Source organism: Polaribacter sp. (genome assembly GCF_965656025.1).
Classification (GTDB): domain Bacteria; phylum Bacteroidota; class Bacteroidia; order Flavobacteriales; family Flavobacteriaceae; genus Polaribacter.
Genome location: NZ_CBFHJT010000074.1, coordinates 1 through 8220, shown reverse-complemented (window position 1 = coordinate 8220; position 8220 = coordinate 1). Strand labels below are relative to the sequence as shown.

Here is an 8220-nt window from a genome sequence, read left to right as displayed (position 1 = left end):
AGTTAAATAATTATTTTCTTCTCTACCATCGTAAAAAACAATTAACTCTAAAGGATCTGCAACTGTACCAAAACGGGTTCTTCTAGAAAAAGGTTGATAATTATAATTGTTTACAGAGAAGTTACTTAAATAGTTTAAAGAAAAGTTATCTGTAAATTGATAAGTTACAAAAGATTGTAAGTCTGTAAAAGTAGGCCTAAAATTGGTTTCTATCTGTTTGCTGTTTACAAACAAGCTATTGTCTCTATATCTAGCGCCTGTAATAACTTTTAGTTTATCATCTAAAAAATTACCTTCAAAAGTTACACTACCACCTAACAAACTAGCGTCTATAGTTGTACTTATTTCTTTGGGAGTTCTATAAGTAATATCTAATACAGACGAAAGCTTATCACCATATTTTGCTTGAAAACCACCTGCTGAAAAATTAATGTTCTGCACCATATTTGGGTTTATAAAGCTTAAACCTTCTTGTTGGCCAGATCTAATTAAAAAAGGTCTGTAAACCTCTATACCGTTAACGTAAACTAGGTTTTCATCAAAATTACCACCTCTAACATTGTATTGTGTACTAAGTTCGTTATTATTGTTAACTCCAGGTAAAGTCATTAAAATATTTTCTACACCTGCATTAGCACCGATTATGGTTTTTGCTTTTAGAGGATCTATTTTTAAAATTCCCTGCGCTTCTTTTTTTCTATCTTTTACTACAATTTCTGCTAGTTTTTCTGATTTTAAAATTAGTGTAGGAGAAAAACGAATAGTAGTTCTGCTTTTTGCAGTTATGGTATAATTAAAATCTCTGTAAGAAATATGGGTGAATTTTATAGTAATTTCTTTTTGATAAGGAATTCTAATAGAATAGTTACCATTTTTATCTGTTACTGTTCCTTTAGTACCAAATTCAATAGATACATTTTCTATAGGTTTTTTGTTTTTATTTTTAACAGTACCTTTTAAAATACTTGTTTTTTGAGCAAATGCCCAAAGAGGTAAAAACAAAAACAGTAAAAATAATTTTTTCACGTAGGTATATAAGTTTATTTCTTAAAGAACGTAATAGAACGCTCTGTAGTATTGCCAACATTATCTGAGACTACAATTTTAAAGATATGTTTGCTACCAACCAATTTTTTATCGCTAAAATCATAGGTTAATATGCCTTTTTTATGATTAAACTCCATTAAAGCCCATTTACCATCTAAAGTTGCTCGCCAATTTTTAATACCAGAACCAATATCTGATATTTTAACTTTTAGTGTTTTTAAACCAGAAATCCATTGTTTGTCTTTAAAATAAAGAAATCTAATTTTTGGTTTTATTTTATCTGTTTTTAAAGTATAATTTCCCAGTGTTTTTGTTGTGGTATAAAAAATACTATCTCTTTTTCTAGTGTTTTGGTATCTTGGGTATTTTGGGTAATCTACATTCGCAATATACATTTGTTCTTTTTGTGCTTCTGTATATTTAGAAACATTAAAGGTAAGTGTATATTTTCTATCTAATGGAATTGTGGGTTTATGTATGTTTGCAATTCCTTTTTTAACTTCAAACTCTAAATAAACATCCTCATAAAAGGTGTTTTTAGGAAAAGCAATAGTAACATCGTCTTTCGTAAATCTTTGAAAGTTTTTTGCTACAATTTTATATTCAGTAGTATCTTTTTGTTTTTTAAAAATAACATTGGTTTCTTTACCTATAATAGGTATTTTAACCGTGCTTTTATTTCCGTTAAAGTCTTTTGCAATAATTTCTACAATATAGTTTAAACCTTCTTTAATGTTAATTTTACCATTGTTTAATAAATCTTTATAGATTGATAATTTATTAGCTTCAGTTTTGTAGGTTCTTTGTACTCTACTTCTATATTTTTTATAATATTTGTAATCTATCAAAAGATTTAAATATTTACTTTCTGCAAAAGAAAAAGTAGTTACATCATGATAGTAATACCTTTTGCCATTTACTAACATTTCTAAACTATAAATTCCGTTTTTATTAGAGGTTCTGTTTAACCGATCAAAAGCATTTACACCAAAACCAATAGTACCACTTGCAGATATTCTGTCTGCTTTATAAATACCTTTTCCTATATTTTTTAAAGGAACTTTAAAACTATTCTGTTGTTTGTTTATTCTTGAATTATAACTTAAGGGGTATACGTGTAAAGCATTAATTGTAGGTGATTTAGTATCTGGTGTTGTAATGCCAAAATGCATGGGGTTTATTACATGTTCCGTTTTTGTATCTCTAATTTCGAAATGCAAATGTGGTCCACCAGAACCACCTGTATCACCAGAAAAAGCAATTACTTGCCCTTTTTTTACTTTAAATTTATTTTTTTTGGGGAATAAATTTCCTGTTTGATAGTCCTTTTTTTTATATTGAATACCTTTTACATAATTCTCTATAGAATCTGAAAATTTTTTAAGATGACCATAAACTGAAGTATACCCATTTGAATGTGTAATATAAATAGCTTTACCATAACCATATTGTTGCACTTTAATTCTAGAAACGTAACCATCAGCCACAGCTAAAACTTTTAAACCTTGTTTACCTTGGGTTTTAATATCTAAACCCGAATGAAAATGATTGCTTCTTAATTCCCCAAAAGTACCAGAAAGAACAATGGGGATTTCTAATGGATTTATAAAGTAATCTTTAGGGTATTTTTTTTGAGAATAGCTAACCAAAAAGAATAAAAAAGAAAGTGTAAAAACGATTTTTTTCAAGCGATAAAATTTTATGTAAAAGTACTAAAAATACTTATTTTTATAATGTGTTAATTATCAGTATATTATTAAAATATCAATTAAACCTTGTAAAATTTAAAACAGAATGCTAACTTTGTAAGTATAGTTTTATTCTAGTTTTTTATGAGTAATACCTTGGATGCAATTCATTTACTGCAAGATAAGTTAGAAAGTTTGCTTTTTAATTACGAGTTTCTTAAGAAAGAAAATGATATTTTGCTAAAAAGTACCACAGTATTACAAGAAAAATTAACCGAAAAAGAGCAAGCTTTAGAAAATCAAAAAAAAGAATACGATTTATTAAAAATTGCAAAAACTATAGAAGGCAGTAGTAATAATACAAGAGATACAAAACTCAAAATAAATACATTAATCAAAGAAATAGATAAATGTATTATTCAGTTACAAGAATAACGTTCTTTTAAATAGTGGATAAATTAAAAATTAACATAGTAATTGCAGGTAGAACTTACCCTTTAAGCGTTAGAAATACGCAAGAAGAAGAAGGTATGCGTAAGGCTGCAAACGCTATCAATAATTTAATTTCTAGATACGAGCAAAATTATGCAGTTAGCGATAAACAAGATGTTTTAGCCATGTGTGCATTACAGTTTGCTTCTAAATTAGAAATATCATCACTCGCAAAAAGTTCTGAAAATACTGAAGCAATAAACAAAATAAAAGAGTTAACCAATTTGGTGAATACTCATTTAAAATAAGTTCTTTAAAATACATTAACAACACACTGCCTACGTTAGTAATTTGTTTGATAAACTCAACAAATACCTATTATGAAGGATGAGTCTTAGTTGCTAAAGCATGCCACTAGAGCCGAACTTGTTTCAGTTTCTTGGGTGGACCCTTGATCAGCTAGTTAGTCCTAAACTTGTCATAATGGAGTTTATAAAAACCACACTATCGTAGGCTTTTTTTATATATTAAATTTAAATTATGGACGGAATGTTACTTCCCATTATTGTGGGAATCATAGGGGTTTTAGTAGGTTTTATAATTGCTAAAACTTTAGAAAAAGCAAAAGGAAAAAAGCTTTTAAATACTACTAGAAAAGAAGCTACTTCAATTTTAAAAGAAGCAAAAATAGATGCAGAATCTATTAAAAAAGAAAAAATATTACAGGCAAAAGAAAAATTTATAGAACTAAAATCAGAGCACGAAAAAGTAATTTTATCTAGGGAGAAAAAGATTTCTGATGTAGAGAAAAGAACTAGAGATAGAGAATCTCAAGTAGCCTCTGAAGTAGATAAAAACAAGAAGTTAAATAAATCTCTTGAGCAGAAACAAAAAGATTACGACTTTAAATTAGACTTTTTAGAAAAGAAAGAAAACGAATTAGAAAAAATGCATAAAAGGCATGTAGATATGCTAGAGCAAATTTCTGGTTTGTCTGCAGATGAAGCTAAAAAAGAGTTGGTTTCTTCTTTAAAAGACGAAGCTAAAACAGAGGCTATGGCTTTTATACAAACTTCTATAGAAGAGGCTAAATTAACGGCAGAACAAGAAGCTAGAAAAGTTGTTTTAGGGACTATACAAAGAGTAGGAGTAGAACAAGCAGTAGAAAATTGTGTTTCTGTTTTTAACTTAGAATCCGATGATGTTAAAGGAAGAATAATTGGTAGAGAAGGTAGAAATATTAGAGCTTTAGAGTCTGCTACAGGCGTAGAAATTATTGTAGATGATACACCAGAAGCTATTATTTTATCTTGTTTTGATCCTGTTCGAAGAGAAATTGCACGTTTGGCAATGCACAAATTAGTTACCGATGGTAGAATACATCCTGCAAGAATTGAAGAAATTGTGCAGAAAACAGAAAAGCAAATTACACAAGAAATTATAGAAGTTGGTAAAAGAACTGTAATTGATTTAGGTATACATGGTTTGCATCCAGAATTGGTAAAAGCTGTGGGTAGAATGAAATATAGATCTTCTTACGGACAAAATTTATTACAACACTCTCGTGAAGTTGCCAATTTATGTGGAATTATGGCAGCAGAAATGGGCTTAAATTCTAAAGTGGCAAAACGTGCTGGGTTATTGCATGATATTGGTAAAGTACCAGATGCAGAAAGTGAGTTGCCACACGCATTATTAGGAATGGAATGGGCAGAAAAATATGGCGAAAAACCAGATGTTTGTAACGCAATTGGGGCGCACCATGATGAAATTGAAATGAAGAGTTTAATCTCTCCTATTGTACAAGTGTGTGATGCTATTTCTGGTGCAAGACCAGGTGCAAGACGTCAAGTTTTAGATTCTTATATACAACGTTTAAAAGATTTAGAAGATATTGCATTTGGCTTTACAGGTGTACAAAAAGCGTATGCTATACAAGCAGGACGTGAGTTACGTGTTATGGTAGAAAGTACAAAAGTAAACGATACCAAAGCCTCTGAATTATCTTTTAATATTTCTCAGAAAATACAAAATGATATGACCTACCCTGGACAAGTAAAAGTTACGGTTATTAGAGAAACTAGAGCTGTAAATGTTGCCAGATAAGAAGGTGATTTAAAATTTTATATATTATATAATTCCTGCTTTTTAAGCAGGAATTTTTATTTTCTAGGATGAAAGTTATCTACAACTTGTTTCAAATAAGTTTTATCTACATGCACATAAACCTCTGTTGTGGTAATACTTTCGTGACCCAACATTTGTTGTATGGCTCTTAAATCTGCACCATTTTGCAATAAATGCGTCGCAAAAGAATGTCTTAAAGTATGTGGACTTATTTTTTTTTGAAGATTTATTTTTTCTGATAAGTCTTTTAAAATCGTAAAAATCATTTGTCTTGTTAAGCCTTTGCCACGTCTATTTAAAAACAAAGTATCTTCAAAACCTTTAACAGCTTCTATTTGATTTCTAATTGTAGTTCTATATAAATTCACAAATTTTTTTGCTTCATGATGTACGGGCACATAACGCTCTTTATTTCCTTTTCCTAAAACACGTATAAAACCTTCATCAAAAAACAAATCAGAAATTTTTAGTGTAATAACCTCGCTAACTCGCAAACCACAACTGTACATAATCTCTAAAATAGTTCTATTTCTCTCGCCTTGTGAATGACTTAAATCGATGGCTGCAATTAAGCTATCTATTTCTAAAGGGGATAAGGTGTCTGGTAATTTTCTACCAATTTTAGGAGTTTCTAATAAATCTGTAGGATTGTCATCTCTATAATCTTCAAAAACCAAATAATCAAAAAAACTACGAATACCAGAAATAATTCTAGCCTGACTTCTAGGGTTTACTGACTTTGCAGTTTCGTAAATAAATTGTTTTATTATATCACCATTAATAGTAATTGGAGATATATTTATTGCTTTTTCTTCTAAAAAAAAGGTTAATTTTTTTAAATCTCTAGAATAATTATCAATAGTATTTTTAGAAAGTCCTCTTTCTATTTGTAAATACATTTGATAGTCTTTTATTGCATTTTTCCAGTTCATATTTTGAAAGTATTAAAACTATTCAGAAAAATAGGCTTTTTATTATTAAATTATCATTTGAGTTAAAGGAAAAATAAATACAGCACTTAAAAATTTGTAAACAAAAGTATTTTTGTTCTAAATCATATAAAAAACAACTTATGAAAAAAATATTATTTATTGCAATTTTAACAATAGTAAGTTTAGGGAATCTAAATGCACAGGAAAGTATTTTTAGTGGAGGATTAAATATTGGTTTGCCAACAGGAAACTTAGAAAATTCTTATGATGCAGTTTTAGGTGCAGAATTATATTATATGTTGCCTGCAGCAAGACGAGTTGCAATTGGACCTGCAGTTGAGTACACACACTTTTTAGGAAAAGAAACTGACATTGTAAATATTTCCGATGCTTCATTTTTACCAATCTCAGGAGCAATTAGATTTAGTGTGACTCCAAAATTTCTTGTAGGAACAAATTTAGGATATGCTTTGGGTTTGAGTGACGGATTGGATGGAGGTTTTTATTATAAACCTATGATTGGTTATAATATTACCAATAATTCGCAATTAAATATTACCTATTCTAGCATAAATAGTAATATAGATATGACAAATTTAAGTTTAGGTGTTTTATTTAGATTATAAAATAAGTTGTTTTTTATTTTATAATAGTATTTTAGCATCATGAAAATAATTATTATAAACGGACCCAACTTAAATCTTTTAGGTAAAAGAGAACCGGAAATTTATGGTTCTAAAACTTTTGAAGATTATTTTAGAGAGTTACAACTACAATTTAAAAATGTAGAGTTGTCTTATTTTCAGTCTAATATTGAAGGCGAAATTATAGATAAATTACACGAAGTTGGTTTTAATTATGATGGTATTATTTTAAATGCTGCAGCTTACACGCACACTTCTGTAGGTATTGGTGATGCTATAAAAGGTATAGAAACGCCTGTTGTAGAAGTCCATATTTCTAATATTCATGCTCGTGAAGAATATAGACAGCATAGTTACATATCTCCAAATGCAAGTGGTGTTTTGTTCGGTTTTGGTTTAAAAGGATATGATTTAGCAATAAAGAGTTTTCTTTAGTTTTGAACTTGTTTCAAAATCTGATTTTTAAAATTCTAAAATCATCTTAATATTTGCGCGTTCATAATACACATCTTTTTCTAACGGAATTTCTTTAAAACCATTTTTTCGGTATAAATAAATAGCAGTTTTTAAAGATTTGTTTGAATATAAAATAATGTTTTCCCATTTTTTACTTTTCGCAAAATCAATACAAAACCCTAACATTTTCTGACCAATCTTTAGCCCTTGAAACTCATTTGCAACTGCCATTTTGCTCATTTCATAAAAACCGTCTTGTTTTATAAAAGCAAAAGTACCTACAACTTCTTTATTATGTTTCGCAAAGAATATAAAGCCACCTTTATCAATAATAAATTCTTGTGGATTGCTTAAAACTTTTTCGTCATAAGGTTCTACATAAAAATATTTTTGAAGCCATTCTACATTTAAGTTATAAAAATCTTTGGCATATTTTTCGTCAAAAGAAATAAATTGAATTTTGTTATCCATCAAAACCAAACAATAAAGAATTATTATATTTTTATCGTAAAAATAATACCATTTAACGAAAGATACTCCTCATTCTGTTAAAATAAATTATATTTGCTAAAACCCTTTAATATTACACATGCAGAAAGATAAATGGCTTTTTGAAATTACCCCCAAAAACAATTTATTAGACTTAAACTTTAAAGAAGTTTGGCAATACAAAGACTTGTTGTTTTTGAAATAAAAATACCTTACCAAATATAAATTGTTTTTATTTTATAATTTAATGAGTAAAAACTCTCCCGTTTTCGAACTTATTTTGAGAAACTACAATACTAAATTCTTTTCTTTTTATTTTATAATTAGGTTCTTTAATAAATAATAAAGGTTTTTGTCCGTAAAAAGAAGCCCACATAGAATAAGTACTTGGTGGGCCAACAATAT

Annotated in this window: 9 protein-coding genes and 1 other RNA gene; 6 read left to right on the top strand and 4 right to left on the bottom strand. The window is 28.5% G+C overall.

The window, feature by feature from the left end; all coding sequences use genetic code 11:
* Positions 1–1026, bottom strand: a 1026-nt coding sequence (locus tag ACTG3S_RS12400) for a carboxypeptidase-like regulatory domain-containing protein (protein WP_439129662.1), incomplete at its 3' end; no start/stop codon positions are given.
* A gap of 14 nt (positions 1027–1040) precedes the next feature.
* Entirely contained in the window at positions 1041–2735 is a 1695-nt protein-coding gene (locus ACTG3S_RS12395) for a M23 family metallopeptidase (protein ID WP_439129661.1), read from the bottom strand.
* 144 nt (positions 2736–2879) lie between these two features.
* On the opposite strand from ACTG3S_RS12395, the gene ACTG3S_RS12390 reads away from it, so the two are divergent.
* The 4 genes from ACTG3S_RS12390 (at position 2880) to rny (ending at position 5273) form a co-directional block, all read left to right on the top strand.
* The gene (locus ACTG3S_RS12390) at positions 2880–3170 is read left to right on the top strand and encodes a hypothetical protein (protein WP_439129660.1); all 291 of its coding nucleotides are present in this window, start codon (positions 2880–2882) and stop codon (positions 3168–3170) included.
* A 14-nt stretch (positions 3171–3184) separates the two neighbouring features.
* Positions 3185–3475, top strand: a complete 291-nt coding sequence (locus ACTG3S_RS12385; protein ID WP_439129659.1) for a cell division protein ZapA — start codon at positions 3185–3187, stop codon at positions 3473–3475.
* Between the two features lie 54 nt (positions 3476–3529).
* Positions 3530–3659, top strand: a non-coding RNA gene (gene ssrS / locus ACTG3S_RS12380) — 6S RNA.
* Positions 3660–3707: 48 nt separating this feature from the next.
* The gene (rny, locus tag ACTG3S_RS12375; RefSeq protein ID WP_439129658.1) at positions 3708–5273 is read left to right on the top strand and encodes a ribonuclease Y; all 1566 of its coding nucleotides are present in this window, start codon (positions 3708–3710) and stop codon (positions 5271–5273) included.
* 56 nt (positions 5274–5329) lie between these two features.
* Here rny and xerD read toward each other — a convergent pair whose 3' ends face one another.
* Complete coding sequence (xerD, locus tag ACTG3S_RS12370; RefSeq protein ID WP_439129657.1) at positions 5330–6226, bottom strand: site-specific tyrosine recombinase XerD; 897 nt, start codon at positions 6224–6226, stop codon at positions 5330–5332.
* A gap of 140 nt (positions 6227–6366) precedes the next feature.
* Between xerD and ACTG3S_RS12365 the strand changes: the two genes are divergently transcribed.
* A complete protein-coding gene (locus ACTG3S_RS12365; RefSeq protein ID WP_439129656.1) occupies positions 6367–6852 on the top strand; it encodes a hypothetical protein in 486 nt (161 codons plus the stop codon).
* Positions 6853–6891: 39 nt separating this feature from the next.
* Entirely contained in the window at positions 6892–7305 is a 414-nt protein-coding gene (aroQ, locus tag ACTG3S_RS12360) for a type II 3-dehydroquinate dehydratase (protein WP_439129655.1), read from the top strand.
* Between the two features lie 27 nt (positions 7306–7332).
* On the opposite strand, the gene ACTG3S_RS12355 is transcribed toward aroQ, so the two are convergent.
* Positions 7333–7797, bottom strand: a complete 465-nt coding sequence (locus ACTG3S_RS12355) for a GNAT family N-acetyltransferase (RefSeq protein WP_439129654.1) — start codon at positions 7795–7797, stop codon at positions 7333–7335.
* Between the last annotated feature and the right edge of the window lie 423 nt (positions 7798–8220).